The sequence below is a fragment of the Sphingomonas sp. DC5200-1 genome, assembly GCF_049897245.1.
Taxonomy (GTDB): Bacteria; Pseudomonadota; Alphaproteobacteria; order Sphingomonadales; family Sphingomonadaceae; genus Sphingomonas; species Sphingomonas aquatilis.
Window position 1 is genome coordinate 392,830 of the sequence record NZ_JAFCVW010000005.1, and the last position, 25,110, is coordinate 417,939.

The window sequence follows — 25,110 nt, forward strand, 5'->3', positions numbered from 1 at the left end:
CCATGCGCTGGACGTCGATGCTTGCGATCTACGTCCTGTTCTGGGCGTTCTCGGTGTTCCTCGTATTGCCCTGGGGCGTGCGCACGACCCATGAAGTGGGGGGTGAGCACGTCGCGGGTCAGGCGGAAAGTGCGCCGCACGAATTTCGCCTCGGCCGTCTCGCGGTCCGCGTAACCATCGTGGCGACGATCCTGTTCGGCCTGTTCATTGCCAATTACGAATTCGGCTGGGTCACGCCGCAGATGCTCGACCTGTTCGATCGCGAGGCCGTCTACAACCGCAGCTAGGCGCGATCGGCCTGACTTGATTGTCATGTTCGTGTCAGGTTCGCGCAAGTCGTTGCCTGATAGGCTTTTGCCGCCGCCACAGAGGGTGGTGACTGACGAAAGGCCCGATCGGTGTACGACAGGCACGGCCAAGCGCTCGATTTGCTCGAACGCGCGCTCCACCTGATGGATGAAGAAGGGCGGCCGCTGGTCGCAGCGCGCATCGCCGCCGCGATCGACGATCTGCTACGCGACCCGAAGGTCCGCGAGCAACACCCGAACTGACGCCCTAGCGCAGCCGTTCGATCGCCTGCGCGAGTGCGACGTACAGTTTGCCCATGTCCGACGACAGCAAGGTCACGCTGAGCGGCGAGCCGTCCCGCTGTGCAAGGATCGTCCGGAGCATCCCCTCGAAATCGTGGATGTAGCGATTGACCGACTCCCGGAACCGGGCGTCGTCGTCGTACAGCCGTGCGATATCGCGGGCGTCACCCGGTTCCAGCACGCGCACCGCACGGCGGGTGAAGACCCCGCGATCGCCCTTCAGATAGGCGGCCCAGGCGCTGTCGGACACTTCGGGCGCAAATGCCTTCGTGATGTCGATCGCTGCCGAATTGAGCGATTCGATCAGCAGCGAGGCGCGGCGGGCGAATGTGTCGCGCTCCGCCTCTTCGCGCTCGGTGCGGGCATCCTCCAGCCGCGTCTCGACCAGCGCCGTCTGATCGAGGATCTGCTGGACCTGCGCGGATAGCCGTTCGGTCGCGCGGGTGGCGGCATCGACGGCATGCCCCGTCGCATCAGCAATTGCCCGCACCTGCCGTTCGACCGTGTCGCCGGTGGCGCGGCGCATCGCCTCGGCGCTCGCTTCCTCCATCTGGCTGGCCGCATCGGGAATGACGCTCGCCAGCGTCTCGCGCGCCTTGTCCGCCGCGACGGATGCGGTGTCGCGGACGCGGAGCAGCGCGTCGACGAGCCGTGGGGCTGCCTCTTCGGCGAAGCGATGCGTGCGATCGATCGTTTCGTCGACCATCATGCCGAGCGCGTCGGCCTTGGCACGACCGTCGTTGAGCGTCTGGAGCAGGGTGCCCGACAGGCGATCGAGCGTCGTCGTCTGTTCCGCGATGACGCCTGCGATCGCCTCGATCGCATCGTGCGTGCTTTCCGCGGCCGTCACGAGTGCGAGCAGCTCCGGCTTGGCGGCGACGACGACCTGCTTGCTGGAGGCGATGCGCGTGTCGAGCCGGGCGAGCGCTTCGGGCAGCGTCTCGTCGATCTCGCGCGCCGCGGCGTCGAGCGCGATGAGCAGCGATTCGGTGGTGCCGATGGTTCGCGTCGCCATCGCTTCGCCAGTGCGCAACGCTTCGGTCATCGCATCCGCCGAGCCACCCAGCGCGCTGATCGACGCGGCGAGCAGCTGCGACCGGTCGACGCCCTGTGCGTGCAATGTATCCAGCCGCGTCTCGACCCGCTCGATCCCGGCATCCAGCCCGGCGAGCAGCGATTCGCTGGCGCCGCGCTGGTCGTGCAGGCGCAGCGTCACGCGGTCGATGACGTCTTCGACGGCGGCGATCCGTTCGCCCAGAGCGTCTGCGCTCTGACGCGCGGCGGTGTCGAGCGCAGCCTGGTTGGCGCGCAGCATCGCCAGCATCGCCTCGCCCTGCGCGGCTATGCCCTTGCGGGCCTCGTCCACGGCATCGGCCGTGCGGCCGAGCAGCGCGTCGACCGCGTCGGACATATCGCCCGTGACCGATTCGAGCCGCGCGCCCGCGGTTTCGCTGGTCGCCTCCATCCGCGCGATATGCGCGGCGAGTTTCTGTGCGGCGCCGCCTGCGACGAGGTCCGCCTCGCGGCCCCGATCAGCCAGCGCAGCGAGCTTGGCCTCCAACGCCGCGGCATGTTCGCCGGCGGCGAGACCGGTATCGTCGAGCAGCCGGCCGGCCTCCGCCACCTCGGCCTGCGCACGCGGCAGCGAGGCAAGGAGGACGCCGAGGTGCGTCTGCGCCTCGGCTACGGCTTCGGACAGCGCGCGGGCGTGCGCATCGGCCTGCCCAATCTCCAACGCCATGCCGCGTCCGACAGCAGCCAGCCGTTCGTTGGCGCCATCGCCCATCGCCATCAGCGTGGTGATCTGGTCGGCGAGTTGGCGGCGGTTGGAGTCGAGCGATCGGGAAACGGCGGCGACCGTCCGTTCCAGACTGGCGGCCTCGGCCCGCATCGCCTGGGCGGTGCTGCGGAATCGGGTCGCCTCGCGCCGGCTGGTCCGCATGGCGAGCAGATAGACGATGCCGATGAGGGCGGGGATCACCGCCAGCGCGGCGATATATTGGGCGAGGGGGACAGGCAGCAGGAACGGAAGCTGGTCGCGGGCGAGCCAGAGCATGCCGCCGATCCAGGCGACGGAGGCGGCGATCGCCAGCGTCGGCGCCAGCCATGTCGCGCGGCGCGGCTCGACCTCGACCGCCTCGGTCCAGGCGAGCGGTTCGCCGCCGTGATAGTCGCCGTGGCCACCCATCGATTCGGGCGTGGTCGGTTCCAGCTCGTACCGGCCCAGGGCATCGTCGGTGGCTGCGGCTTCCGCCCGCATGTCGATAATCATGGAACCCCCGTTCGTGTCCGCCGGGCTTAACCATGTTCGGCACCGTCATAAAGCGAAACTGCAACACTTGATTAAGTGGTGGTGGGCTAAGCGGCCTCTCATGGCGTATGATCCCGGAGCGATCGACGCGGCGCTGGCCGCCGCAGTGGGTGACGAACCCGGGTTGATCGCCGAATTGCGGCTGGCCTTTACCGAAAGCGCCGAACGGGCGCTGGCGGCGATGGACGCGGCGACGACCCGCGACCAATGGCGTGACGCGGCCTCGCGATTGAAGGGGCTGGCGGCGAGCTTCGGGGCGGTCCGGCTGATGGCCCTGGCGGCACAGGCGGCCGACGGTGCGCGCGATACGGCTATCCTCGGCAAGCTGCGTCGATCGGTGATGCGCCTTTAGCCGCAATCCGCCCTAGGCAGGGGGAAGATGACCCCTTAACAGCGCCAGATGCTCGCCGGCCTTCTCTTCGCCATGCACGACGCGGACGATCGGCCCAACATGCTGACCGCGACGCTGCCGTTCGGTGGCGTGACGCTGATCGAATATCAGGCGCGGCTGCTGATCGCCGCTGGCGCATCGCAGATCATCATCGTCGTTGCCCGGCTGACGCCTGAATTGCTGGGCGCGATCAATCGGATAGGCAAACGTGGCATCGCGGTCGACACGGTGCGGACCGCCGCCGAGGCGGCAGAGACCTTGCACCCGCTGGCCCGCGTGCTGATGCTGGCGGATGGGTTGACCACGACCGGCGATACGCTCGCCGTACTGGCGCGCGAGGGCGGCGATGCGCTGCTGGTCGTGCCGGAGGATCAGGTGGGCCCGGGCTATGAGCGGCTGGGCGGTGGCATGGTCTGGGCAGGCGTTGCCCGGCTGGAACCGCGTCGCCTCGCCGAGCTGGCGGCGATGCCCCGCGACTATGACGTGCCTTCGACCCTTGTCCGCCTCGCGTCGCAGGCCCGGGCGACGCATATCCTGCTGCCGCAAGAGGCGGTCCGCGCGAGCCATGGCGTCGGTCATTCCGCGCAGGCGCTCGACGCGCGAAGCCGGCGCGCGATGGCGGCGATGGTGTCGTCGCGCAGTGGGTGGTTCGAACGCTATGTGACTGCCCCGCTCGCCCGGTCGGTCATTCCGTTGCTGGTGCCGCGGACGGTGCCCGTCGCCGCCGTGGCAGCCGCCGGCGGCGTGTTGGGGCTGCTCGGCACGACCCTGACCGCGTTCGGGCATGACGTGTCGGGGCTGCTGTTGGCCTTGGTAGGCACGCTGGGCCTGTCGCTCGGTGGGATCCTCGCCGATCTGCGAGACGAATCGGGCAGCGCGACATGGCTGGCTCGGGCAGCCGCGATCCTGCCGGCGCTGGCGGTGTTGGCCTATGGCCATGATGCGACTCAGTTATCGGTCGATGGCAGCGAGCAGATGCTGGCGATCGCCGGTGTCGTGCTTGCGGGCCTAGGCGAGCGCGCGCTGGGGCCGGCGCCGCGGCGGATGTGGTGGGGCAGTCCTCCGGCGTATCTTCTGCTCGCCTGGCTGGGCGCGCTCCTGTCGTCGCCCATGCTGGGACTGGGGCTTGCGGCGACCTATGCCGCCGCAACATTGGCCGCTGGAATCGAGCGATTGCGGACCCTTGCATAACGCTGTCTTAATGATGGAAGCGTAGGCAACCACATCATGGCGGTCGGAACGGATCAGGCGGAGCGGGATGCGCTCGCCACGCGCATCGGCGCTGCGACCCGTCTCGCGGCGCGCGCCGACGCACGCCTGACCGGCGCGATCGACGACTTCTTCGTGGCCGAGGATTCGCGGCTGGATGAGCGGACGCGCGTGGCGCTGGGGCGCATGCTCGCTGCCGTCGTACAGGGCGTCGAGACGGACATCCGCCGTCACGCGGCCCGCGTGCTCGCAGGGCAGGGCGCCGATACGCAGGCCGAACAGCTGCTGAAGGGGCACGAGGACGTGGTGCGACGCCTGTCGCGTGCGGGCCTGCTGCGCGATCGCGGTCTGATGGACGAACTGATCGCGCAGGTGCGATGCGACCGAATCGCCGCGGCGCTGCCGTCGCAGGCCGGTGCGCCCGATCAGCCGAGCTTGCTCGTCCGCCTGGCCGAGGTCGATGACGGCGTCGTCGCCGCCGCGGCGCGGGCGTTGATGACCGCAGAGGCTCGCCGCCGCGCCTCGGTGGAGCAAGGTGGCGCAATGCCCGGACTGCTGCCGGCCGAGCGGCATCATCAGCTGGTCTGGTGGGTCGCCGCCTCGATTCGCGAAGGTCGCATCGCGGTATCGGGTGAGGATGCCGCCGTCGATCGCGCGATCGTCGAGGCAGCGCAGCGCAGTCTTGCCGCGCACGACGAGGGCCAGCGGGTCGAAGCATTGGCGGTCCGCCTGGCGAGTGCGATCGATGCGCGGGCGCACGAACTCGGCGACCTGCTGGTCGAAGCCCTCGGTGATCGCCGCCTGATCCTGTTTATCGCAATCCTCGGCCGCGCGGTCGATCTCGACTTCACCGGCGCGCGCGCAATCGTGCTGGAGCCTGAGGGCGACCGGCTGTGGCTGGCGCTGCGGGCGGCGGCGCTCGATCGCCCGACGATCGCGCGGATCGCGCTGGCCCTCGCCGACGCCGACCCGCGGCGCGACATCGATATCTTTGCCGAGGAACTCGACGCCATTGCCGCCGTTCCGGTCGAGGCTGCGCGGTCGGCGCTGGCTCCGCTGACGCTGCACCACGACTTGCGTCTCGCGATCGATGCTTTGGCGCGAGAGGCTGGACGATGAGGCTGGACGGCATCCCCGACGTTCCCGTCAGCCATGCGATGATCGATGGCGACGGACGGCTGGTTGCGGCCGACCCGGCTCTGCTCGCGCTCAACGAAGCGGCCGGCGGCATGATGGGCGCCGCGCTGGCGGTGCCGCAACTGGCGACGGTGGCGCGTCTCGCCCGGCGGCTCGGCATTCTCGTGTCGCGCGGCGTCGTGGTTGCCGACGGGGATACCGACCTTGACCTGTGGATACGGGCCCAACCGGATGGCGATGGCGTGCGCATGGCCGTCAGCGGCTGGCGTGAGATGAGGGCGCGGCCGGTCGTCGCATCGCCCGCGGCCCGATTGATCGAATCGGACGATCTCGCCTGGGATACGGATGGCGGGCTTCGACTGACATTCGTGTCGATCGATGCGGCGCGTCGGTTGGGCCTCGACGCTTTGTCGCTGCTCGGCCAGCCGCTGACTGCCCTGTTCACGCTCGATTCGGATGGTGACGGTGCGCTCCCGATCCTCGAGGCGGTGGCGCGCCAACGGCCGCTCGAGCGCCAGCGTGCGCGTGTGCGCGGTGGCGATGTCCGCGTCCTGCTAACCGCGCATGTGCGCCGGGACCCAGCGGGCCAATTTGCCGGCCTGTCCGGCATCGCGCGGGTTGAGGACGAGGCGCCCGCGCCGGCCTCTCCCTCGACAATTGCGCCGGCCTTCACCGAAGGGCTGGACAAGGCGCTGCGCACGCCGCTTGCCCGGATCATCGCGCACGCCGACACGATTTACGCCGAGGCCGAGGGGCCGGTGCAGCGCGACTATGCCGATTATGCGTCGGACATCGCCAATGCGGGCCGGCATCTGCTCGGACTAGTCGACGATCTGGTGGATCTGCAGGCGATCGAGCGGCCCGATTTTGCGCTGGACACCGATTCGATCGATCTCGCCGACGTCGCGCGCCGCGCGGCGGGGCTGCTCTCCGTCCGCGCGAGCAACGCGGGCGTCGCGATCGCGCGGCCGCTCCCTGAGCTGCGAATGCCAGCACACGGCGATTTCCGCCGTGCGTTGCAGATCATGGTCAATCTCGTCGGCAATGCCGTGCGCTACTCGCCGGAAGGTGGCGTGGTGAGCGTCACTGCTCTGCGCACCGGCAGCATGGCGGAGGCGGTGGTCGCTGATCAGGGCAAGGGCATCGCGATCGAGGATCAGGCGCGCATTTTCGAGAAATTCGAACGCGTCGATCCGACCGAGGCGGGCGGCAATGGCCTGGGCCTCTATATCGCGCGGCGTCTGGCGCGGGCGATGGGCGGCGATCTGACGGTAGAAAGTGCGCCCGGTGAGGGCGCGCGATTCACGCTCAGCCTGCCGGTCTGAGCGGGCCCCCTAAACGTTCTGCAGGGCGTCAGCGCCGGATGCGGCGCGCGACCAGGATCAAGAGCAATCCACCGACAGCGAGTGCGGCACCACGGTCCGCCCATGGCCGCTGGTCGAGCATGAAGCTCTCCTGCGGCCAATGGACGTAGCCGAGGCCCTGGCCGACCCACAGCAGCCCGACCAGCGTCAGCATGACGCCGATCGAGATGAGGACCGGCCGGGCCCGGCGCATCAGCGCTGCTCGACCGGCACGTACGACCGCTGCGTCGGGCCGGTGTACAGCTGACGCGGACGGCCGATCTTCTGGTCGGGATCGGTGATCATCTCGTTCCACTGCGCGACCCAGCCGACGGTGCGGGCGAGCGCGAACAGCACGGTGAACATCTCGGTGGGGAAGCCGATCGCCGACAGGATGACGCCCGAATAGAAGTCGACGTTCGGGAACAGCTTCTTCTCGATGAAGTAATCGTCCGACAGCGCTAGCTCTTCCAGCCGCAGCGCGGTGTCGAACAGCGGGTCGTTGACCTTCAGCGCGTCGAAGACCTCACGCACGGTCTTCTGCATCACCGTCGCGCGCGGATCGTAATTCTTGTACACGCGGTGACCGAAGCCCATCAGGCGGAATGGATCGTTCTTGTCCTTCGCGCGCGCGATGAATTCGGGGATACGCTCGGGCGTGCCGATCTCACGCAGCATGTTGAGCGCGGCTTCGTTCGCGCCGCCATGCGCCGGACCCCAGAGGCAGGCGATGCCCGCCGCGATGCACGCGAACGGATTGGCGCCCGACGAACCCGCCAGACGTACGGTCGAGGTCGATGCGTTCTGTTCGTGATCGGCGTGCAGGATGAAGATTCGGTCCATCGCCTTTTCGACGGCCGGGTTCACTTCATACGGCTCGGCCGGAACGCCGAAGGTCATGCGCAGGAAGTTGCCGGTGTAGGACAGCGAGTTGTCCGGGTACAGGAAGGGCTGGCCCACGCTGTACTTGTACGCCATCGCCGCGATCGTCGGGATCTTGGCGATCAGGCGGTGCGAGGCGATGGTGCGCTGCACCGGATCATGGATGTCGGTCGAATCGTGGTAGAAGGCCGACAGCGCGCCGACGACGCCGCACATGATCGCCATCGGGTGCGCATCGCGGCGGAAGCCACGGAAGAACGCCGCAAGCTGTTCATGCACCATGGTGTGGCGCGTGATCGTGTTGGTGAAGCCCGTCAGCTCGTCCGCCGAGGGCAACTCGCCGTTCAAGAGCAGATAGGCGACTTCCATGAAGCTCGACTGTTCGGCGAGTTCGCCGATCGGATAGCCGCGATGCAGCAGAACGCCTTCGTCGCCGTCGATATAGGTCAGCTTCGACTGGCACGACGCCGTCGAGGTGAACCCCGGATCGTAGGTGAAGTCTCCGGTCTGCGCGTAGAACTTGCGGATGTCGACGACGTCCGGTCCGACAGTGCCGGACATGACCGGGTAGTCGAAATCCTTGCCGTTCACGGATACCTTTGCGGCTTCGGTCATCTGGTTGTCCTTCCTATCAGACTTGCATCTGGTCCGCGATGCGGCCGAGGCTTTCCTCTTTGCCGAGCAACGCGAGCACGTCGAAAATGCCGGGCGAGGTCTTGCGCCCGGTGAGAGCGGCGCGGAGCGGCTGGGCGACCTGTCCGAGCTTTACGCCCGTGCTGTCCGCCACCTGCCGTACCGCTGCTTCGATTGTCTCCTGATCCCACTGCTGCACCGCGTCAAGCGCGGCGTGCAGCGCAGCGAGGAGCGCACGGGCGTCGACGGTCAGCAGGTCCGAAGCTGCCTGATCCATCGCGAGCGGCCGGACCGCAAACAGGAAAGCGGCGCCGTCGCTCAGTTCGTTGAGATTGGCGGCGCGCGCCTTCAGCACCGGCATCGCGCGCGTGAGCAGATCGACGTCGGTATAGCCGCCGATCCCTGCGACCAACCCTGCCAGCCGTGCGTCGTCGGCAGCACGGATGTAATGGCCGTTGAGGTTTTCGAGCTTTTTCAGATCGAAGCGCGACGGGCTCTTGCCGACCGCATCGAGGTCGAACCATTCGGTCGCCTGTTCGCGGCTGATGATCTCATCGTCGCCATGGCCCCAGCCGAGGCGGAGCAGGTAATTGTCGAAGGCTTCGGGCAGGATGCCGAGCTCGTCGCGATACGCCTCGATCCCCACCGCGCCGTGGCGCTTAGACAGCTTGGCGCCGTCGGTGCCGTGGATCAGCGGGATATGCGCATAGACCGGCTCCGGCCAGCCATTCGCCTTGTAGATCGGCAGCTGGCGGAAGGCGTTGTTGAGGTGATCGTCGCCGCGGATCACATGCGTGACGCCCATGTCGTGATCGTCGACCACCACCGCGAGCATATAGGTCGGCGTGCCGTCCGAGCGCAGGAGGATAAGGTCGTCGAGCTCGCTGTTCTGGACCGTCACCGACCCCTGCACCTGGTCGTCGATCGTCGTCGCGCCCTCACGCGGCGCCTTCAGGCGCACGACAAAGGGCTGGCCGTCCGGCGCGGTCGCGGGATCGGCATCGCGCCAGGGCGAGCGGATGCGCAGCGGCTGCTTCGCCGCCTGCGCCGCTTCGCGCTGCGCGGCGATCTCGTCCTGCGTCATGTAGCAGCGATAGGCATGGCCGTTCGCCACCATCTGATGCGCCACTTCGGCATGGCGATCGGCGCGCGCGAACTGGAAGACGGCATCGCCGTCCCAGTCGATGCCCAGCCATTGCAGTCCGGCGAGGATCGCGTCGATCGCCGGCTTCGTCGAGCGGGCACGATCGGTATCCTCGATCCGCAGCAGGAACGTGCCGCCATGGTGACGCGCGTACAGCCAATTGAACAGCGCGGTGCGCGCGCCGCCGAGGTGCAGATAGCCGGTGGGCGAGGGGGCGAATCGCGTGACTATTCCCGCGCCGTCGCCCGAACGATTTTCAACTGTTGCGCCCAACCGCGCTTGCTCCCAAAGTTTGAAACCTGATGGCCAGTTCAGCCGCCGCGGCCTCTAGCACGCGCTCCGTGCGCCTTCAAATGCCCCAGGGGTGGCATCGGTTGCGCGATCGTGTGGAAGCGTGGCTGCACGCGGAACGCGATCGGATTGCTTTATGGGTGCCGGTGGCGTTTGGGACGGGCGCTGGCGGCTGGTTCCTGATGCCCGACCCGAACCAGTGGATCGCGGCGATACTGGCGGCACTGGCCATGGCCTGCGCTGCGGCGGCGATCGGGCGGGGCGGGCGGGCGGCGCATAGCGTCGCTGTCGGCGGTGTTCTGATGGCTGCGGGCGTGGCGACCGCGTGGTGGCGCGCGGAGCAGGTCGCGGCCCCGGTGCTGGCGCGGCCGGTCGTCGCCGTCGTGACCGGCCGGGTGGTCGGGATGGAGGCGCTCGTCGCGCGCGATCTGGTGCGGCTGACGATCGAGAGCGATCCGGGGATCGGACTGCCACCGCGGGTGCGGATCAACCTGGCGACCGATGATGTGCCGAGGGGGCTGGGTGAGGCGGCGCGAATCCGGCTGCGGGCGCGGTTGATGCCTCCGGCCGCGGCGTCAGTGCCGGGAGCGTATGATTTTGCGCGGGCGGCGTGGTTTGCCGGGATTGGCGCGACCGGTCGGGGGTTCGCGCCGGTGGAGCTGGTGTCGCCCGGCGCGGCGGAGGGCAGCCTGCGGCGACGCCTGACCGCGCATATCACCGATCGGCTGGGGGGGAGCCGGGGCGGCATTGCGGCGGCGCTGGCGACCGGGGACGAGGGTGCGATCAGCGAGCGCGATGCGGAGGCGATGCGGCGGGCGGGCCTCGCGCATCTGCTGTCGGTCAGCGGGCTGCACATCACCGCGGCGGTGGCGGCGACGATGTTCGTCACGTTGCGGCTGCTCGCGCTGTGGCCATGGCTCGCCATCCGCGTCCGGTTGCCGTTGGTCGCGGCGGGGATGGGGGCGTTGGCCGCCATCGGCTATACGTTGCTCACCGGATCCCAGGTGCCCACGATCCGATCGTGCGTCGCCGCGCTGCTCGTGCTGGCGGCGCTGGCGATGGGGCGGGAGGCGATGACGCTGCGGCTGGTTGCGGCCGGCGCGATGGTCGTGCTCGCGGTGCGGCCGGAAGCGCTGGTGGGGCCAAGCTTCCAGCTGTCGTTCGCCGCGATCGTGGCGATCGTTGCGCTGCACGAGCATCCGCGGGTGCGCGGGTGGTTCGAGCCGCGTGAGGAAGCGCGCGCACGCCGTCTGCTACGCGGGCTTGGGTCGCTGCTGCTGACGGGCGTGGTGGTGGAGGCGGCGCTGATGCCGATCGCAATCTATCACTTCCACAAGGCGGGCCTGTATGGGGCTGCGGCCAATATCGTCGCCATCCCGCTGACGACGTTCGTCGTCATGCCGCTGGAGGCGGGGGCGTTGGTGCTGGACACGGTCGGGCTGGGCGGGCCCGTGTGGTGGTTGACCGATGGGGCGCTGCGCGGGCTGCTGTGGCTGGCGCATGTCGTGGCGGATGCGCCGGGCGCGTCTCTGGTGGTGTCGTCGATGCCGCTGGGGGCGTTTCTGTCGATGGTCGCCGGTGGGCTGTGGCTGGCGCTGTGGAGTACGCGGATGCGCTGGATCGGCGTGCTGCCGGTCGTCGCCGGTGCCGCCTGGGCGGCGTCGACCCCGCCACCCGATCTGCTGGTGACGGGGGACGGGCGGCATATGGCGATCCGGCTGGGTGGCCGGCTGGCGCTGCTGCGCGACCGCGCCGGGGACTATACGCGGGCGATGCTCGCCGAAAATGGCGGGACCGATGGCGAGCCGTGGCTGCTCGACGATCTGCCGGAGGCCCGGTGCAGCCGCGATGCGTGCGTGGCGGTCCTGCGGGACGGGGGAGGGCAGTCGTTCCGCGTCCTGGCAACCCGCAGCGGCTACCAACTGGCATGGCGGGATGTGGTCGCGGCCTGCGGGAGGGCGGACGTCGTGGTGAGCGACCGGCGGCTGCCGCGGGCGTGCCGGCCGCGCTGGCTGCGGCTAGACGCGCCCGTGCTGCGGCGTACCGGCGGGGTCATGCTGACCCTGGCGAGCGGGCGTGTGCGGACCGTGACGCAGCCAGGGGATCGGCATCCATGGTTGGTGGGAGCCAAGGTCGCCCCGCCTCGGCCGGACGATATCCCGACGGCCATGCCTCCGCGATGACCTCAGCTCGAGCGCTGGTCTCGGTCTGAGCCTTTGCGACGGGGCGCTGCTTCCCGTAGCGGCACGAGTTCGGGTCAATCCGTCATTGCTTCGCTGCGCTCGCAATGATGCCCGTGTCTAAACATCCGATATTTAAGGACTTTCAAGCACGCAATCAGCGGGAAGCCGGAATGCCCTGCCCTCGACGGGAGGCAGAAGGCGCCGTTTGGAAAGTCACAAAAGTCTCACGAACGATCGTGTTTTGCGGCGCGCCACCACGCCGGAATCCCGTCAGTCGTAGCGGCGCAGGATACCCGACAATTTGCCCTGCACGCGGACGTGCGAGGGAACGTAGCGCTGCGGCTCATAGGCGCGGTTGGCGGGATCGAGGCGGATCATCGCGCCTTCGCGACGGAAATATTTGAGTGTCGCCTCGCTATCCTCGATCAACGCAACGACGATCTCGCCATCGCGGGCGATGTCGGTACGGCGGATCAGCGCATAGTCGCCATCTAGAATACCAGCCTCGACCATCGAGTCGCCGGAAACCTCCAGCGCATAATGTTCGCCGGTGCCGAGCAACGCCGCGGGGACGGCGAGCATCGAACTGCCTTCGAACGCCTCGATCGGCACGCCGGCGGCGATCCGGCCGTGCAGCGGGATTTCGACGACGTCGTTCGCCGGCGAGGGGGCGGGACGCACATTGCCCGCGGCCGGCGCGCTCGGCGGCGCAGCGGGAGCGGGCGTTTCAGGCGCCTTGCGTTCGGAGCGTTCCGGCATGCGCAGCACTTCCAGCGCGCGCGCACGGTTGGGAAGGCGGCGGATGAAGTTGCGTTCCTCCAGCGCGCTGATCAGGCGGTGGACGCCGGACTTGGACTTGAGGTCGAGCGCGTCCTTCATCTCCTCGAACGACGGTGAGATGCCCGTCTCCTCGAGCCGGTCGTTGATGAAGCATACAAGCTCGTGCTGCTTGCGCGTGAGCATAAGCGGTCCTTCCCCGTCAGAACAGACGCGGAACTTCTAGGGAACAATTCGTGGGGCGTCAAGCGATGACGAGGATTTCCGCCGAGTCGCCCACGCGCGCGACGGGGGCACCGACCGGCCGCACGATCAGGCAATGCGAGCGCGCCAGCGTCAGCAGCATCGAACTGTCCTGAATGGTCGAGGCATAGGCGCGGCCGTCGCGCAGCTCTGCGCGCAGATAATCGGTGCGCGGGCCGTTGGCGGGCAGGTCTTCCCCCAGGATCGCCATCGTGCTGCGCGGCAGCGGGTTCGCAGCGCCGGACAGGTGCGCGATCAACGGTTTGACGAAGAGCAGGGCGGTGACGAAGGCCGATACCGGGTTGCCCGGCAGGCCCAGCACCTGCATCGCGCCGCGCCGTCCCGCCATCATCGGCTTGCCCGGCCGCAGCGCGATCCGCCAGAAATCGATGACGCCGCCCGCTGCCTCCAGCGCCGGGCGCACGAGGTCGTGGTCGCCCACGGACGCGCCGCCGGTGGTGACGAGCAGGTCGGCGTCGACGCGCGCGAACGCATCGCGCAGGCGATCGAGATCATCGGGCAGGATGCCGAGGTCGATCAGCTCGATCGGCAGGTCGGCGAGCATCGCCGTCAGCATCGCGCGATTCGATTCGGGCAGCGCGCTCGGGTCGCCGCCGGTGCCCGGATCGACCAGCTCGTCGCCCGTGGCGCAGATAGCGACGCGCACCCGGCGGTGGACGGCGATCAAGCCGATACCCCCGGTCGCGGCGACGGCGATGCGCGCGGGCGTCAGCCGCTCGCCTCGCGCGATCAGGCGATCGTCGGCGTGAAAGTCGAGGCCGCGGCGGCGGGTGTTGCGGCCGAGCGTCGCCGGACCTTCGCCGGTCAGGTGGATCGCGGTGCCGTCCGCGTCGATCTCTTCCTGCACCATCACCGTGTCGGCGCCGTCGGGCATGGCCGCGCCGGTGAAGATGCGCGCGGTTTCGCCAGGACCGACGGTGCCGGTAAAGGGGCGACCGGCGGCGCTTTCGCCGATCAGCGTCCACGGTCCGGGCAAATCGGCGAAGCGGATCGCATAGCCGTCCATCGCCGAGAGGTCGGTGGCGGGCTGGGTGCGGCGGGCGGCGATGTCGTCCGCCGCCCAGCGGCCCGCGGCGGCGGCCAGCGGCACGGTTTCGGTCCCGACCGGCGGGGCGTGCGCGAACAGCCGCGCCTGGGCTTCGTCGATCGGGAGCAGCGCCATGGCGTCAGGCGCGCCAGTCGCCCGACGCGCCGCCGGCCTTTTCGAGCAGGCGGATGTCCGAGATCGTCATCGCGCGGTCCATCGCCTTCGCCATGTCGTAGATGGTGAGCAGTGCGACCGACACGGCGGTCAGTGCCTCCATCTCGACGCCGGTCTTGCCGTCGGTGGCGGTCAGCGCGGTGGCGGTGATGCCGGCATCGTCGAGCGTCAGATCGAGCGTGACGCGGGTCAGCGGCAGGGGGTGGCAGAGCGGGATGAGGTCCGCGGTCTTCTTCGCCGCCATGATCCCGGCGACGCGGGCAACGGCGAGCACGTCGCCCTTCTTCGCGGCGCCGTCGCGGATCGCGGCCAGGGCGTCGGGGGCGATGGCGATGCGGCCGGTGGCGACCGCGCGACGCTGCGTCACGGCTTTATCGCCGACATCGACCATATGCGCGGCGCCGTCGGCGTCGAGATGGGTCAGGCGGCTCACCCGACCAAGGCCCGCGTCGCGGCCTCGACGTCGTCGGCACGCATCAGCGCCTCGCCGATCAGGAAGCAGCGCACGCCATGCGCCGCCATCGCATCGAGATCGGCGCGGGTTTCGAGGCCGCTTTCCGCAACGAAGGTGTAGCCCTTTGGCGCCCTGCCGACCAACTCGTAGGTGCGGGCGAAGTCGACGGAGAAGTCGTGCAGATTGCGGTTGTTGACGCCGATCAGCCGCGACTTGAGGCGGAGCGCGCGGTCCAGTTCGGATTCGTCATGTACCTCGACTAGCACGTCCATGCCGCAATCGAGCGCCGAGGCCTCGATCTCCGCCATCTGATTGTCGTCCAGTGCGGCAACGATGATGAGGATGGCGTCGGCGCCGATCGAGCGGCTTTCGGTTGCCTGCCAGGGATCGACCATGAAATCCTTGCGGATCACGGGCAGGTCGCAGGCGGCGCGCGCGGCGATCAGATAGTCGTCGCTGCCCTGGAACCATTGTTCGTCGGTGAGCACCGACAGGCAGGCCGCGCCACCCGCCTGATAGGCGCGCGCATGGGCGGGCGGATCGAAATCGGCACGGATCAGCCCCTTGGACGGGCTGGCCTTCTTGATTTCGGCAATGAGCGCATGGCCGGATTTGGCGTCGAGCGCGGCGCGGAAGCCGCGCGGCTTCGTTACCGCGGCGATGCGCGCGTCGAGATCGGCGAGGCTGATCGTCGCCTTGCGCGCGGCAACCTCTGCGCGCTTGGTTTCGATAATGCGGGACAAAATGGTCATCGGTAGGCGATCCAGCGGTCGAGGAGCGCGGCGGCGCGGCCGGCGTCGAGCGCTTCGGCGGCGGCCTGTGCGCCCGCAGTGAGATTGGGTGCGTGGTCGGCGACGACAAGCGCCGCCGCCGCATTGAGCAGCACGGCGTCGCGATACGCGCCCGCCTCTCCATCGAGCAGGCGGCGCAGTGCGGCGGCATTATAGGCCGGATCGCCGCCGCGGATGGCGGCGAGCGGGTGGCGGGGCAGGCCGGCGTCTTCCGGCGTGATGCGCGATGGCAGCGCCGCGCTGCCGACGTTCACCGCGAGGCTGGGACCGGCGGTGGACAGTTCGTCTAGGCCCTCTTCGCCCGAAATCACCGCGGCGCGCGCGGTGCCCAGCTGTTCCAGCGCCTCGGCATAGAGGCCGGCGTAATCGGGGCGGGCGATGCCGATCAGCTGGTGCGACACGCGCGCCGGATTGGCGAGCGGCCCCATCAGGTTGAAGATCGTACGCTTGCCGATGCGGCGGCGGATCGGCGTGATCCGCGCCATCGCCGGATGATGGTTGGCGGCGAAGAGGAAGGCGATGCCGATATCGGCGAGGCTTGCCTCCGCGGCCGCCCCGGCGATCTCCATGTCGAGGCCGAGCGCCTCCAGCGTATCGGCGGCGCCGGCCTTGGACGAGGCGGCGCGGTTGCCGTGCTTGGCGACCGGTACGCCGCAGGCCGCGACGACCAGCGCGACGGCGGTCGAGACGTTGAGCGTATGATGCCCGTCGCCGCCCGTGCCGCACACGTCGATCGCGCCATCGGGGGCGGCGATCGGGATCAGCCGGGCACGCAGCGCGCGCGCGGCCTCGGCGATTTCGATGCTGGTTTCGCCGCGATCGGACAGCGCCAGCAGGAAGTCGCCGATCGCCTCTGCCGAGACGCGCGCGTCGAGGATATCGGCAAACGCCTGCGCCGCGCTTTCGCGCGACAGCGGCGACGATGGATCGGGAAGCAGGACGACGCTGGTCACGGGCGCTCGCGCACCGGAATGCCGGCGATCGTCAGGAAGTTGGCGAGCATGGCATGGCCGTGTTCGGTCGCAATGCTTTCCGGGTGGAACTGCACGCCGTGGATCGGCAGGCGTTCGTGGCGAAATCCCATGACGATGCCGTCCTGGGTGCGCGCGTTGACGACCAGGGGCGAGGCCACATCGTTGACGATCAGGCTGTGATAGCGCGTCGCCATGAACGGCGAGGGCAGCCCTTCGAACAGGCCGGTGCCGTCATGGTCTACGGGCGAGGTCTTGCCGTGCATCAGCCCGCCGCGTTCGACCTTGCCACCGAAATGCTGGCCGATCGCCTGATGGCCCAGGCACACGCCGAGCAGCGGACGCCCGGCATCCGCGGCCGCGGCGACGAGATCGAGGCTGACGCCCGCCTCGGTCGGGGTGCAGGGACCGGGCGAGATGAGGAAGGCGCTGGCGCCCGATGACAGCGCCTGCCCCGCCGAAATGGCGTCGTTGCGCACCACCTCGACCTCGCTGCCCAGCTCCATGAGGTAGTGGACGAGGTTCCAGGTGAAGCTGTCGTAATTGTCGACGACGAGGATCATGGCGCCGCCATAGCCGAAGAGCGCGGGCGTGCAACCTGTCGCACCCTCTTGCGTCGCGGCAATCCTGTAGCAATGTCGGTTCGGTTAGACCCGAAAAACCATGCCACGCCGGCGGGAGCCATGGCGGCGGCTGCACGTTGAACGACCTGAAGGAGTGCCCGTCATGATCCGCCCGTTGCTGCTCGCCGCCCTCATCGCCCTGCCGGCGGTCGCCTCCGCGCAGACCACCCCCGCCACCGGGACGGACGGAACGGCGGAAGCGGGATCGCCGCCGCAGCGGGTGCGCAGCGTGACGCTGGGCGTAGGACAGAAGTGCCCGCAGAGCACCTCGACCGAGATCGTCGTCTGCTCGACGCTCGACCAGCCCTATCGCATCCCGAAGCAGTTCCGCGACAGCGGGCCGATCCCCGCGCAGAACCAGGCATGGTCGAACAAGGTGGCGGTGCAGGACCAGATCGGTCGCGCCGCGGCCGGGTTGCCGGATACGTGCTCGCCCGTCGGCACCGGCGGGCAGAGCGGCTGTGCGCTGATGCAGAACCGCCAGTGGGCGGCGGAACGGCGTGCGCAGCGCGATGCGCAGGCGCAGATTCCCTGAGGCTGGGACTAGGTTCCTAGGACCGATCGACATTCAATCACGCCAAGATACGAAGAGGTGACGATAAGACGGTTCGCGCGGAGGCGCGGAGGACGCAGAGGTGTCGCGTTTGCCGCGCGAGCGGCCTGTCTGTCTCGGTCGAAGTCAAGGCGAAGCGCTGCCACCCGCGTGACATCTCTGCGTCCTCCGCGCCTCCGCGCGAACAAAAACTCTTTTTCTTCGGGTCTCTCCGCTCGTCCCGCTCGTCGAAAATCCATCACGACGGCGAATGTCGATCGGCCCTAGTTTAGGTCGTCACCCCAGCGGAGGCTGGGGTCTCTTGCGGCTTTCGGCGCGCTGTAAGCGGGAGATCCCGGCCTTCGCTGGGATGACGGATTTGGCTGAGGTTTCGTCGGAGCGCGGTGCCTAGGGCCTACTGCCCGAACTGCCCATCCGCCGCGCGCGCTACGGCGTCGCGGGCGGCCGCGAGGATCGCACCAGCCTTCGCTTCGCACTCGCGCTGTTCGTACGCCGGCACGCTGTCGGCGACGATGCCGGCACCGGCCTGCGCGTGGATGGTGCCGTCCTTCACGATCGCGGTGCGGAGGACGATGCACGAATCCATCGATCCGTCCGGCGAGAAATAGCCGACGCCGCCGGCATAGGCGCCGCGCCGTTCGGGTTCGAGTTCGGCGATGACCTGGCAGGCGCGCACCTTCGGGGCGCCACTGACCGTGCCGGCGGGAAAGCCGGCGAACAGGGCGTCGATCGCGTCGGCGGCGGGGGACAGGTCGCCCACCACGTTCGAGACGATGTGCATGACGTGGCTGTACAGTTCGATGCCGTAGCTCGAGGTGACGCGCACCGTGCCCGGCGCCGCCGCCCGGCCGACGTCGTTGCGGCCGAGATCGAGCAGCATCAGATGCTCGGCACGTTCCTTCGGATCGGCGAGCAGGCTTTCGCGATTGGCTTCGTCCTCCGCCGCGGTCTTGCCGCGCGGGCGGGTGCCGGCGATCGGACGGATCGTCACCTGGCCATCGCGCACCCGGACGAGGATTTCGGGGCTCGACCCGATCAGCGCGAAGCCGGGCAGATCGAGGTGATAGAGGAAGGGCGAGGGGTTGATGCGGCGCAGGCTGCGGTACAGTTCGAACGGCGGCAGCGCGAAGGGCGCGGAGAAGCGCTGCGCCAGCACCACCTGAAAGATGTCGCCCGCGGAAATATAGTCCTGCGCGCGGGTGACCATCGTCGCATAGTCCTGCGGCGCGATGGCGGGCGTATAGGCGGGCTCTTCGGGGTCCGCGGTGACGGGCGCCGGCAGCGGGGTATGCGCGAGGCGGGCGGCGACGTCGTCCAGCCGGTCCTCTGCCGCGGCGACCAGCTTCTCCGGCGTGCGCGTGGCATCGGGCCATACCGGGGCGACGAGATAGAGCGCGTCGGCGAGGCGATCGAACACGCAGATCACCGTCGGCCGGACGAACAGCATGTCGGGCAGGCCGAGCGGATCGGCGGTCGGGGCAACGAGCCGTTCGACGAGGCCGATCGTCTCATAGCCGAAATAGCCGACGAGGCAGGCGAGCGCGCGCGGCAATTCCGCAGGGACCTCACCCTGGCATTCCGCGACGAGCGCGCGCAGCGCGGCGAGCGTTGGCGTGCCGGTCGATTGGAAGGCGGCGCGATCGGTCGCCCAGTGGCGGTTGATCTCGGCGGTGTCGCCATGCGCACGGAAGACGAGATCGGGCGCGAGGCCGATCAGGCTGTGCCGCCCGCGCGTCGCGCCGCCTTCGACCGATTCGAGCAGGAAGTCGCCGCGGCCCGGCTCGATGAGCTTGAGCGCGGCGGCGACCGGCGTTTCGGTGTCGGCGACCTGCCGCCGCCAGACGAACGCCGGGCGCCCGGCGGCGAGGGTCGCGATCGCCGCGGCGCTGGCGCTCATCTCAGTTGCCGGCGCCGGTCAGATCGGCGCGCACCTTGGCGAGCGCGGCCGCATCGGTCTTCACGCCGACGGCGTTGCGAACGGCGCGGGCGAACTGTTCGGCATATTCGCGGCCGACGAGCTGTGCGATGCTGGCGCGGGCACCGGCCACCGCCTGCGGCACGCCCTTGGCGTCGCCAGGCACGATCTGGTCGAGCTTGACGATCAGCCAGCCGGCATTGATCGGTGCTTCGAGCAGCTTCGCATTGCCCTTGGCCATCGCGAACATCAGCGCGAGCGGCGCCTGCACCTGGCCCTGCGCGGACGCGAGCTGCGCGCGCGTCGCGACGGCGGGCTGGACCGGCGGCAGCGGACGGCCGGCGGTCGCCATCGCCTGCGCCAGCGGCGTGCCCTTGTTCACCTTGGCGAGGATGTCGGTGGCGAGCTTGCGCGCGGCGGCGCGGGCACGATCGGCGGCATAGTCCGCCGCGACCTGCGCGCGCACCTGATCCAGCGGGCGCGGCGCGGCGGGGACGACACGGCCGAGCGCGACCACGGCGAAGCTGCCATCCTGGCCCGTCGGCACCAGCTGCGCGGGGTCGCCCTCCGCCATCTGGAAGGCGGCACCGACGATCGGGGCGATCGCCGGATCGGCGGCGGTGCCGGGCGAATCGGGGTTGGTGCCGTTGGCGAGCAGCGCGGGCGTGGTGGTGGCGCTGAGCTTCTGGTCGGCGGTCACCTCGTCGAACGTCGCGCTCTTGCCGAGCGCATCGTCCAGCTTGTCATGCAGGTCCGACAGCGCGCGGGCGAGCTTGTCCTTGGACAGCGCGGCGACCAGTTCCGGCTTCGCCTGTTCCAGCGTCTTGCCGGGCGATTGTTCGATCGATTCGACCTTGGCGACGACCCAGCCGAGCGGCCCGCGCACCGGACCGATCACGCCGCCGCGCGGGGCGGCGAAGGCGGCGTCGGCGATCGCGGTACTGGTCGTGCCGGCATAGGCCGACTTGGTGACGGCGGTCTGCGTCGCCGCTTCCAGGCCGGCGGCGCGGGCGGCGTCGGTCAGCGACGTGCCGCCCTTCACCTTGGCGGCGATGGCGTTGGCGCCGGCCTGATCGGCGACCACGACCTGCGCGATCGTGCGCTTTTCGGCAGCGGCGAAGCGCGGCGCCTGGCTCTTGTAGGCGGCGGCGATCTCGGCATCGGTCGGGGTGGCGGCGGCCTTCACCATCTCAGGCGTGATGCGGGCGTAGCGGATCACGCGGCGTTCCGGCACGGTGAAGCGCGCGACGTTGCGGCGATAGAAAGCCTGCAGTTCGGCGTCGGTCGGCGCAGGGCCGCCGGCGAGCGCGGAGGCGGGGACGAACGCGATCTGGCCGGACCGCTTTTCGAGCATCAGCGAGGCATAGGGCAGCGCGACCTTCTGCGGCACCTGCGTCGCCCCCTGCGTCGGCAGCATCAGCTGCTGCGCGATGATGTCGCGCGCGATGTCGGTGCGGACCTGCGCGTCGGTGAGCTTCTGGTCGGGGAGCAGCTGCTGGTAGCGGACGGGATCGAACTGGCCGTTGGGACCGCGCAGGCCGGGGATGCCGGCGATGACGCCGTCGATCGACCGCTTGCTGACGACCATGCCCTGGTCCTGGCCGAAGCGTTCCAGCGCGACGCCGTTGATCGCGCGGTCCAGCGTGGATTGCAGGCCGCCCTGTTCCAGCAGCTGTTCCATGGTCAGCGTCGGGATGCGCTGGCGGGCGCCGGCCAGCTCGGTCTGCACGCGCTGGCGCAGTTCGGCGGGCGAGATCTTCGTGCCGCCGACGGTCGCGACGCTGCCGCCCGACAGGCTGGGGCCGTTGCCGGCGAGGCCGGTGATGTCGCCCGCGGCGAAGGCGAGCGCGATGACGCCCAACACGATGAAGGTGACGACGACGCCGGCCTTGGAATTGATGATCCGGCGGAAGAAGCTGAGCATGGAGTGGCCGATCGTCCCTGAAAGATTTGGTCCACGCTTTAGGGGGGCAGTGCCTTGCCATCAAGCGCGCGGGCAGGCATGACGCGTTTAACGTGTAAAACGACTGATAAGGCTGGACGGGAGGTCGGATGACTCGGCGCAAGTTCGTGGCGGGAAACTGGAAAATGAACGGATCGCGCGCGGCGCTCGCCGAACTGGATGCGATTGCCGCCGCGGCCGAGGCAGCACCGGGGGTGGACGTGGCGGTCGCCGTGCCCTTCACGCTGATCGCGGGCGCGGCGGACCGCGTGCCCAACCTGTCGATCGGTGCCGAGGATGTGCATGAGGCGGACAGCGGCGCGCATACCGGTTGCGTCTCGGCGGGCATGGTCGCGGAGGCCGGCGCGCGCTTCACGATCGTCGGCCATAGCGAACGCCGTGCGGATCAGGGCGAAACCAGCCATGACGCCTGGGCCAAGGCCGCGGCGGCACGGCGCGCGGGGCTGCACGTCATCTCCTGCTGCGGCGAGACCGAGGCCGAGCGCGACGCCGACCGCGCCGAGCGCGTGGTGCAGGCGCAGATCGAGAAATCGGTGCCCGACAATGCCGATGGCAGCTGGTTTACGCTCGCCTACGAACCGCGTTGGGCGATCGGCACCGGCCGCACGCCGACGCTGGACCAGATCGCCGCGATCCATTCGATCGCCCGCGCCAAGCTGCGCCAACTGGTCGGCGACGCGGCGGATGGGATCCGCATCCTGTACGGCGGATCGGTGACGGGCGATAATGCCGCAACGATTCTCGCCTGCGAGAATGTCGACGGTGCCCTGGTCGGCGGCGCGAGCCTGACCGCGGCGAAGTTCGTGCCGATCATCGAGGCGGCGGCGACGCTGTAACGCCCTATCCACGCTGCCAGTCAGCGTTGCGAAAGGCGCCATGCGACATCATCTGTCGCATGGTGACGACCTATGGCCCTTCGCAATACGGCGCTTCGCGACGCGAGCGGATCGGTGCGGCGCTCCTGACCGGGGGCGTCGTGGCGACGCTGGGCTATGCCTTGGTGATGGGGCTGGCCTTTCACGGCGCGCCGCAGGCGGTGCAGCAGGCGTTGTCGACCTTTACCGTCATGCCCGATCCACCGCCGCCCGAACGCGTGGTGCCGCCGCCCAAGAAGATCAACCGGCCGAGCGGCAAGGCGTCGCCGCCCAACCTGCGGTCCAAGGCGACCGAGGTGACCGCGCCGGTGCCGATCATCCAGGTCGCGCCGCCGCCACCGGTCATCGTCGCGCCGCTGCCCAATATCGGCGTGCAGGCGACCTCCGGCGCGTCCGACAAGCCTGGACCGGGCACGGGCGCCGGCGGGATCGGCAACGGCAATGGCGCGGGTGGCGACGGCGATGGCGACGGCAGCGGCTGGGAACGCGTGCCGCGACTGATCAACGGGCGGATCAAGGGATCGGACATTCCCGATTCGATCCTCGACACCGGGTTTCGTGGCGTGGTGAGCGTCCGCTATCGGGTCGAGACCAACGGCCACGTCACCAATTGCCGGATCGCACAGTCGAGCGGCAATGCGCTGATGGACCAGGCGACGTGCCGGGCGATTGAAAAGCGCTTCCGCTACGATCCGTGGCGCGATGCGGCGGGCAAGCCCGTGGCGTCGACCGTGTTGCGCGACCAGCAATGGGATATCGACCCGCCCGCGACCGATCGGTGATGCGTTGACAGTGCGAGCCCCGCGGCGCAGCTAGGCGACGGACACCGCTCCATCACCCGGCATGCGCACCGCCGCCGCTGCCCGACAGGATGAATTCCGATGGATGAGCCGGTTACGTTCGGGCGTGCGGCACCGACGATCTGCGTGCGCGATATGCAAGCGGCCTTGCGCTTTTATGGCGGTGTGCTGGGCTTCGCGACCGTCTTCGAAAACGGCGATCCGCTGGGCTTTGCCGTACTGAAGAAGGATGCGGCCGAGGTGCATCTGACCCGCAAGGCCGATCACGTCGCCTCCACGGCCAACGTCATGCACCTGTTCGTCGACGATGCCGATGCGCTCTATCGCAGGCTGGAGGCCGCGGGCACACGGATCATCAAGCGGCTGGCCGACAAGGATTATGGCCAGCGCGCCTTCGTCTTCGCAGACCCCGACGGGAACCGCATCGATGTCGGCGCGCGACCTCAACCGCGCGGATAACGCGCCTTCAGCACCGCATAACACGCCCGCAGCGCATAGGCCTCGCCGCCCTTGGGTCGGCCGGGCTTGGCGGTCGGGCGCCAAGCGAAGACGTCCATATGCGCCCAGGCGACGTCCTGCGGCACGAAACGGCGGAGGAACAGCGCGGCGGTGACGGCACCGGCGAAGCCGCCGTCGGGCGCGTTGACCATGTCGGCGATGTCCGACTTCAGCATGTCGTCGTAGGCGCTCCACAGCGGCATGCGCCACAGCGGATCGCCGAGCGCATCGCCGGCGGCCAGGATATCGCGCGCCAGATCCTCGTCGTCGGTGAACAGCGGCGGCAGGTCGGGGCCGAGGGCCACGCGGGCCGCGCCGGTCAGGGTCGCGAAGTCGAGGATCAGTTCGGGCTTTCCTTCGCCCGCCTTGGTCAGCGCATCGCCCAGAATCAGGCGTCCTTCGGCGTCGGTATTGGTGTTCTCGATCGTCAGCCCCGCGCGGCTGCGCAGCACATCCCCGGGGCGGAAGGCGTTGCCGGCGATCGCATTTTCTACCGCCGGGATCAGCAGGTGGAGCCGGACCGGCAGGCGTGCCGCCATCACGAGGCTCGCCAGGGCCAGCGCATGCGCCGCGCCGCCCATATCCTTCTTCATCAATCGCATGCCGGCCGACGGCTTGATATCGAGACCGCCGGTGTCGAACACCACGCCCTTGCCGACCAGTGCGATGCGCGGATGCGCGGGGTCGCCCCATTCCAGCTCGATCAGGCGCGGATGGCGTTCCTTCACCGCGGCCTGCCCGACCGCGTGGATCATCGGATAGTCGGCGGCCAGCGTGTCGCCGCGCGTGACGGTCACTGCCGCATGATGCTCGCGCGCCAGCTTCTCGGCAGCCATTTCCAGCTCGGCCGGCCCGAGATCGCCGGCGCCGGTGTTGACGAGGTCGCGGACCAGCGCGGTCGCGGCGGCGACGCGCAGCACCTCCTCGATCCCCGCCGCATCGCGGGTCAGCAGGATGCGCGGCCCGGTATCGTCGGGGCGGCGATAGCGGTCGAAGCGATATTGGCCGAGCACCCAGCCGAGCGCCGCCGGGCCGATCTCGCCCGCCACGCGATAGGTGCCAGCCGGCAGCGTCTCGGCAAGCTTGGCGAGCGACCACGGGTCGGCGGGGCTGGCGATGGCGATGCCATGGACGTCCTCGTCCACGAACACCGCCGCGCTGCCTGCCTTGCCGGTGAAGCGCTGTGCGGCGAGCGCGGTGCGCACCCGCTGCGGCTGGCCGCCCAGCCACGCGTCATAGGCATCGGGGGCGATCAGGTCGATCATGCGGGCGGCCTGGCCACGGTCGGGCTGGAGCAGGGTATCGGGCATG

General features: G+C 69.3%; 24 protein-coding genes. 11 read left to right on the plus strand and 13 right to left on the minus strand.

Features of this window, described 5'->3' with window-relative positions; all coding sequences use genetic code 11:
- Positions 1-2: 2 nt before the first annotated feature.
- A complete protein-coding gene (locus tag ACP7A3_RS13625; RefSeq protein ID WP_017979165.1) occupies positions 3-287 on the plus strand; it encodes a DUF1467 family protein in 285 nt (94 codons plus the stop codon).
- Positions 288-398: 111 nt separating this feature from the next.
- A complete protein-coding gene (locus ACP7A3_RS13630) occupies positions 399-551 on the plus strand; it encodes a hypothetical protein (protein ID WP_017979164.1) in 153 nt (50 codons plus the stop codon).
- Positions 552-555: 4 nt separating this feature from the next.
- Here ACP7A3_RS13630 and ACP7A3_RS13635 read toward each other — a convergent pair whose 3' ends face one another.
- Positions 556-2,862, minus strand: coding sequence for a hypothetical protein (locus tag ACP7A3_RS13635; RefSeq protein WP_426255958.1), 2,307 nt, complete (start codon positions 2,860-2,862; stop codon positions 556-558).
- Between the two features lie 100 nt (positions 2,863-2,962).
- Between ACP7A3_RS13635 and ACP7A3_RS13640 the strand changes: the two genes are divergently transcribed.
- From ACP7A3_RS13640 to ACP7A3_RS13655, 4 genes are read left to right on the plus strand one after another with little or no spacing between them, the layout of a single operon-like run.
- Positions 2,963-3,253 carry an Hpt domain-containing protein gene (locus ACP7A3_RS13640; RefSeq protein WP_017979162.1) on the plus strand — a complete coding sequence of 97 codons (291 nt, stop codon included), beginning with the start codon at positions 2,963-2,965 and terminating at the stop codon, positions 3,251-3,253.
- Between the two features lie 48 nt (positions 3,254-3,301).
- On the plus strand, positions 3,302-4,483 hold the full coding sequence (locus ACP7A3_RS13645; protein WP_426255959.1) for a hypothetical protein: 1,182 nt from the start codon (positions 3,302-3,304) through the stop codon (positions 4,481-4,483).
- A 36-nt stretch (positions 4,484-4,519) separates the two neighbouring features.
- Positions 4,520-5,620 carry a hypothetical protein gene (locus ACP7A3_RS13650; protein WP_426255960.1) on the plus strand — a complete coding sequence of 367 codons (1,101 nt, stop codon included), beginning with the start codon at positions 4,520-4,522 and terminating at the stop codon, positions 5,618-5,620.
- Complete coding sequence (locus ACP7A3_RS13655) at positions 5,617-6,963, plus strand: ATP-binding protein (RefSeq protein ID WP_426255961.1); 1,347 nt, start codon at positions 5,617-5,619, stop codon at positions 6,961-6,963. The genes ACP7A3_RS13650 and ACP7A3_RS13655 overlap by 4 nt, the downstream gene beginning before the upstream one ends.
- A gap of 28 nt (positions 6,964-6,991) precedes the next feature.
- On the opposite strand, the gene ACP7A3_RS13660 is transcribed toward ACP7A3_RS13655, so the two are convergent.
- From ACP7A3_RS13660 to gltX, 3 genes are read right to left on the minus strand one after another with little or no spacing between them, the layout of a single operon-like run.
- Positions 6,992-7,195 carry a hypothetical protein gene (locus ACP7A3_RS13660; protein ID WP_017979158.1) on the minus strand — a complete coding sequence of 68 codons (204 nt, stop codon included), beginning with the start codon at positions 7,193-7,195 and terminating at the stop codon, positions 6,992-6,994.
- Positions 7,195-8,478, minus strand: coding sequence for a citrate synthase (locus ACP7A3_RS13665; protein ID WP_017979157.1), 1,284 nt, complete (start codon positions 8,476-8,478; stop codon positions 7,195-7,197). The genes ACP7A3_RS13660 and ACP7A3_RS13665 overlap by 1 nt, the downstream gene beginning before the upstream one ends.
- A gap of 16 nt (positions 8,479-8,494) precedes the next feature.
- A complete protein-coding gene (gene gltX, locus ACP7A3_RS13670; RefSeq protein WP_426255962.1) occupies positions 8,495-9,913 on the minus strand; it encodes a glutamate--tRNA ligase in 1,419 nt (472 codons plus the stop codon).
- A gap of 80 nt (positions 9,914-9,993) precedes the next feature.
- Between gltX and ACP7A3_RS13675 the strand changes: the two genes are divergently transcribed.
- On the plus strand, positions 9,994-12,114 hold the full coding sequence (locus ACP7A3_RS13675) for a ComEC/Rec2 family competence protein (RefSeq protein ID WP_426255963.1): 2,121 nt from the start codon (positions 9,994-9,996) through the stop codon (positions 12,112-12,114).
- 270 nt (positions 12,115-12,384) lie between these two features.
- Here ACP7A3_RS13675 and lexA read toward each other — a convergent pair whose 3' ends face one another.
- From lexA to ACP7A3_RS13705, 6 genes are read right to left on the minus strand one after another with little or no spacing between them, the layout of a single operon-like run.
- Positions 12,385-13,077 (minus strand): transcriptional repressor LexA, encoded by a 693-nt coding sequence (lexA, locus tag ACP7A3_RS13680; protein WP_426255964.1) that lies wholly within the window; start codon positions 13,075-13,077, stop codon positions 12,385-12,387.
- A gap of 58 nt (positions 13,078-13,135) precedes the next feature.
- Positions 13,136-14,317, minus strand: coding sequence for a molybdopterin molybdotransferase MoeA (locus ACP7A3_RS13685; RefSeq protein ID WP_426255965.1), 1,182 nt, complete (start codon positions 14,315-14,317; stop codon positions 13,136-13,138).
- Positions 14,318-14,321: 4 nt separating this feature from the next.
- Positions 14,322-14,789 carry a cyclic pyranopterin monophosphate synthase MoaC gene (gene moaC, locus ACP7A3_RS13690; protein ID WP_063685278.1) on the minus strand — a complete coding sequence of 156 codons (468 nt, stop codon included), beginning with the start codon at positions 14,787-14,789 and terminating at the stop codon, positions 14,322-14,324.
- Complete coding sequence (gene trpC, locus ACP7A3_RS13695) at positions 14,786-15,562, minus strand: indole-3-glycerol phosphate synthase TrpC (protein WP_426255966.1); 777 nt, start codon at positions 15,560-15,562, stop codon at positions 14,786-14,788. The genes moaC and trpC overlap by 4 nt, the downstream gene beginning before the upstream one ends.
- Positions 15,559-16,554 carry an anthranilate phosphoribosyltransferase gene (gene trpD, locus ACP7A3_RS13700; RefSeq protein WP_426255967.1) on the minus strand — a complete coding sequence of 332 codons (996 nt, stop codon included), beginning with the start codon at positions 16,552-16,554 and terminating at the stop codon, positions 15,559-15,561. Before trpD ends, trpC begins: the two co-directional genes overlap by 4 nt.
- The gene (locus tag ACP7A3_RS13705; protein WP_043059710.1) at positions 16,551-17,135 is read right to left on the minus strand and encodes an anthranilate synthase component II; all 585 of its coding nucleotides are present in this window, start codon (positions 17,133-17,135) and stop codon (positions 16,551-16,553) included. The genes trpD and ACP7A3_RS13705 overlap by 4 nt, the downstream gene beginning before the upstream one ends.
- 163 nt (positions 17,136-17,298) lie before the next feature.
- Between ACP7A3_RS13705 and ACP7A3_RS13710 the strand changes: the two genes are divergently transcribed.
- Positions 17,299-17,730, plus strand: coding sequence for a hypothetical protein (locus tag ACP7A3_RS13710; protein WP_017979148.1), 432 nt, complete (start codon positions 17,299-17,301; stop codon positions 17,728-17,730).
- Between the two features lie 412 nt (positions 17,731-18,142).
- On the opposite strand, the gene trpE is transcribed toward ACP7A3_RS13710, so the two are convergent.
- The gene (gene trpE / locus ACP7A3_RS13715; RefSeq protein WP_426255968.1) at positions 18,143-19,645 is read right to left on the minus strand and encodes an anthranilate synthase component I; all 1,503 of its coding nucleotides are present in this window, start codon (positions 19,643-19,645) and stop codon (positions 18,143-18,145) included.
- Between the two features lies 1 nt (position 19,646).
- Complete coding sequence (locus tag ACP7A3_RS13720) at positions 19,647-21,587, minus strand: peptidyl-prolyl cis-trans isomerase (RefSeq protein WP_426255969.1); 1,941 nt, start codon at positions 21,585-21,587, stop codon at positions 19,647-19,649.
- Between the two features lie 128 nt (positions 21,588-21,715).
- On the opposite strand from ACP7A3_RS13720, the gene tpiA reads away from it, so the two are divergent.
- The 3 genes from tpiA (at position 21,716) to ACP7A3_RS13735 (ending at position 23,760) form a co-directional block, all read left to right on the plus strand.
- Positions 21,716-22,462 carry a triose-phosphate isomerase gene (gene tpiA / locus ACP7A3_RS13725; RefSeq protein ID WP_063685267.1) on the plus strand — a complete coding sequence of 249 codons (747 nt, stop codon included), beginning with the start codon at positions 21,716-21,718 and terminating at the stop codon, positions 22,460-22,462.
- A gap of 59 nt (positions 22,463-22,521) precedes the next feature.
- Positions 22,522-23,283 (plus strand): energy transducer TonB, encoded by a 762-nt coding sequence (locus ACP7A3_RS13730; RefSeq protein ID WP_043059706.1) that lies wholly within the window; start codon positions 22,522-22,524, stop codon positions 23,281-23,283.
- Positions 23,284-23,382: 99 nt separating this feature from the next.
- The gene (locus ACP7A3_RS13735) at positions 23,383-23,760 is read left to right on the plus strand and encodes a VOC family protein (protein ID WP_294283278.1); all 378 of its coding nucleotides are present in this window, start codon (positions 23,383-23,385) and stop codon (positions 23,758-23,760) included.
- Here the strand turns inward: ACP7A3_RS13735 and ACP7A3_RS13740 are convergent.
- A complete protein-coding gene (locus ACP7A3_RS13740) occupies positions 23,745-25,109 on the minus strand; it encodes a leucyl aminopeptidase family protein (protein WP_426255970.1) in 1,365 nt (454 codons plus the stop codon). The genes ACP7A3_RS13735 and ACP7A3_RS13740 overlap by 16 nt on opposite strands.
- Position 25,110: the final 1 nt, after the last annotated feature.

Bases quoted from the DNA above. Each gene is read 5' to 3' on its own strand.
- ACP7A3_RS13735 (WP_294283278.1), top strand. From the start codon at position 23,383: ATGGATGAGCCGGTTACGTTCGGGCGTGCGGCACCGACGATCTGCGTG.
- ACP7A3_RS13730 (WP_043059706.1), top strand. From the start codon at position 22,522: ATGGTGACGACCTATGGCCCTTCGCAATACGGCGCTTCGCGACGCGAG.
- trpE (WP_426255968.1), bottom strand. From the start codon at position 19,645: ATGAGCGCCAGCGCCGCGGCGATCGCGACCCTCGCCGCCGGGCGCCCG.
- ACP7A3_RS13705 (WP_043059710.1), bottom strand. From the start codon at position 17,135: ATGATCCTCGTCGTCGACAATTACGACAGCTTCACCTGGAACCTCGTC.
- tpiA (WP_063685267.1), top strand. From the start codon at position 21,716: ATGACTCGGCGCAAGTTCGTGGCGGGAAACTGGAAAATGAACGGATCG.
- ACP7A3_RS13720 (WP_426255969.1), bottom strand. From the start codon at position 21,587: ATGCTCAGCTTCTTCCGCCGGATCATCAATTCCAAGGCCGGCGTCGTC.
- ACP7A3_RS13685 (WP_426255965.1), bottom strand. From the start codon at position 14,317: ATGGCGCTGCTCCCGATCGACGAAGCCCAGGCGCGGCTGTTCGCGCAC.
- ACP7A3_RS13635 (WP_426255958.1), bottom strand. From the start codon at position 2,862: ATGATTATCGACATGCGGGCGGAAGCCGCAGCCACCGACGATGCCCTG.
- ACP7A3_RS13645 (WP_426255959.1), top strand. From the start codon at position 3,302: ATGCTCGCCGGCCTTCTCTTCGCCATGCACGACGCGGACGATCGGCCC.
- ACP7A3_RS13625 (WP_017979165.1), top strand. From the start codon at position 3: ATGCGCTGGACGTCGATGCTTGCGATCTACGTCCTGTTCTGGGCGTTC.
- ACP7A3_RS13640 (WP_017979162.1), top strand. From the start codon at position 2,963: ATGGCGTATGATCCCGGAGCGATCGACGCGGCGCTGGCCGCCGCAGTG.
- ACP7A3_RS13710 (WP_017979148.1), top strand. From the start codon at position 17,299: ATGATCCGCCCGTTGCTGCTCGCCGCCCTCATCGCCCTGCCGGCGGTC.
- ACP7A3_RS13675 (WP_426255963.1), top strand. From the start codon at position 9,994: ATGCCCCAGGGGTGGCATCGGTTGCGCGATCGTGTGGAAGCGTGGCTG.
- ACP7A3_RS13665 (WP_017979157.1), bottom strand. From the start codon at position 8,478: ATGACCGAAGCCGCAAAGGTATCCGTGAACGGCAAGGATTTCGACTAC.
- ACP7A3_RS13655 (WP_426255961.1), top strand. From the start codon at position 5,617: ATGAGGCTGGACGGCATCCCCGACGTTCCCGTCAGCCATGCGATGATC.
- ACP7A3_RS13650 (WP_426255960.1), top strand. From the start codon at position 4,520: ATGGCGGTCGGAACGGATCAGGCGGAGCGGGATGCGCTCGCCACGCGC.
- ACP7A3_RS13660 (WP_017979158.1), bottom strand. From the start codon at position 7,195: ATGCGCCGGGCCCGGCCGGTCCTCATCTCGATCGGCGTCATGCTGACG.
- trpC (WP_426255966.1), bottom strand. From the start codon at position 15,562: ATGACCATTTTGTCCCGCATTATCGAAACCAAGCGCGCAGAGGTTGCC.
- lexA (WP_426255964.1), bottom strand. From the start codon at position 13,077: ATGCTCACGCGCAAGCAGCACGAGCTTGTATGCTTCATCAACGACCGG.
- ACP7A3_RS13740 (WP_426255970.1), bottom strand. From the start codon at position 25,109: ATGCCCGATACCCTGCTCCAGCCCGACCGTGGCCAGGCCGCCCGCATG.